Source organism: Streptomyces sp. NPDC018693 (assembly GCF_044391385.1).
Taxonomy (GTDB): Bacteria; Actinomycetota; Actinomycetes; order Streptomycetales; family Streptomycetaceae; genus Streptomyces.
The window spans coordinates 1-1,065 of sequence record NZ_JBIRZZ010000053.1 but is presented as its reverse complement, the minus strand read 5'-3'; the positions used below and the strand labels follow the sequence as shown (position 1 = coordinate 1,065).

The 1,065-nt window shown below is 70.0% G+C and carries 1 protein-coding gene; it reads left to right on the top strand.

What is annotated here, in order from left to right; translation table 11 throughout:
- Positions 1-116: 116 nt before the first annotated feature.
- A partial coding sequence (locus ACH5AC_RS38495) for an IS481 family transposase (protein ID WP_398867001.1) occupies positions 117-1,065 on the top strand: 949 nt, incomplete at its 3' end.

The following is a 1,065-nucleotide window of genomic DNA, read 5'->3' as shown; positions in this document are numbered from 1 at the left end:
TGTTCTGCCCACGGAGGTTGGTGACAGCGATCACTGACGTGTGATCTTGAAATGGGTGAGGGCCCTCTGGCTCGGTGTGGATTGCGAGATCTGCACCGGCGACCAGAAAGGCCCTCGTGCCCCACCGTAATGCACCCCTGACCGAGACCGGACGCCTGCGCCTGGCCCGCTGCGTCGTGGACGACAACTGGCCCCTGCGGCGGGCCGCGGAACGCTTCCAGGTCTCCGTGAGCACCGCCAAGCGGTGGGCCGACCGCTACCGGCAGCACGGCGAGGCGGGCATGGGCGACCGCTCCAGCCGCCCGCATGCCAGCCCGCGGCGGACCCCGACGCGTACCGAGCGGCGGATCATCAAGGTCCGCGTGCTGCGCCGCTGGGGACCAGCACGGATCGCGGGCCTGCTGCACCTGGTGCCCTCCACCGTGCACCGGGTGCTGAGCCGATACGGCCTGGCCCGCCTCACGCACCTGGACCGGGCCACCGGCCGCGTCATACGCCGCTACGAACGCGCCAAGCCCGGCGAGCTGGTGCATGTGGACATCAAGAAGCTCGGCAACATCCCCGACGGCGGAGGCCACAAGGTCCTCGGCCGCCAGGCAGGCCGCAAGACGCGTTCCGGTGCCGGCTACGGCTATGTGCACACCGCCGTCGACGACCACTCCCGCCTGGCCTACAGCGAGATCCACTCGGACGAGAAACAGCAGACCGCCGTCGCCTTCTGGGGGCGGGCGCAGGCGTTCTTCGCGTCCTGCGGGGTCACCGTCGAGCGCGTCCTGACCGACAACGGCTCCTGCTACAAGTCCCGCCTGTGGCGCGATGCCCTGGCCGCGGCCGGGATCACGCACAAGCGCACGCGCGCCTACCGGCCGCAGACCAACGGCAAGGTCGAGCGGTTCAACCGCACCCTGCTCGACGAGTGGGCCTACGCCCGCCCCTACCGATCAGAGCAGGAACGACGCGACGCCCTACCCGACTGGCTGCACACCTACAATCACCACCGCGGACACACCGCGCTCAAGGGCCAGCCACCCGCCAGCCGCGTTCCGAACCTCACAGGGCAATACA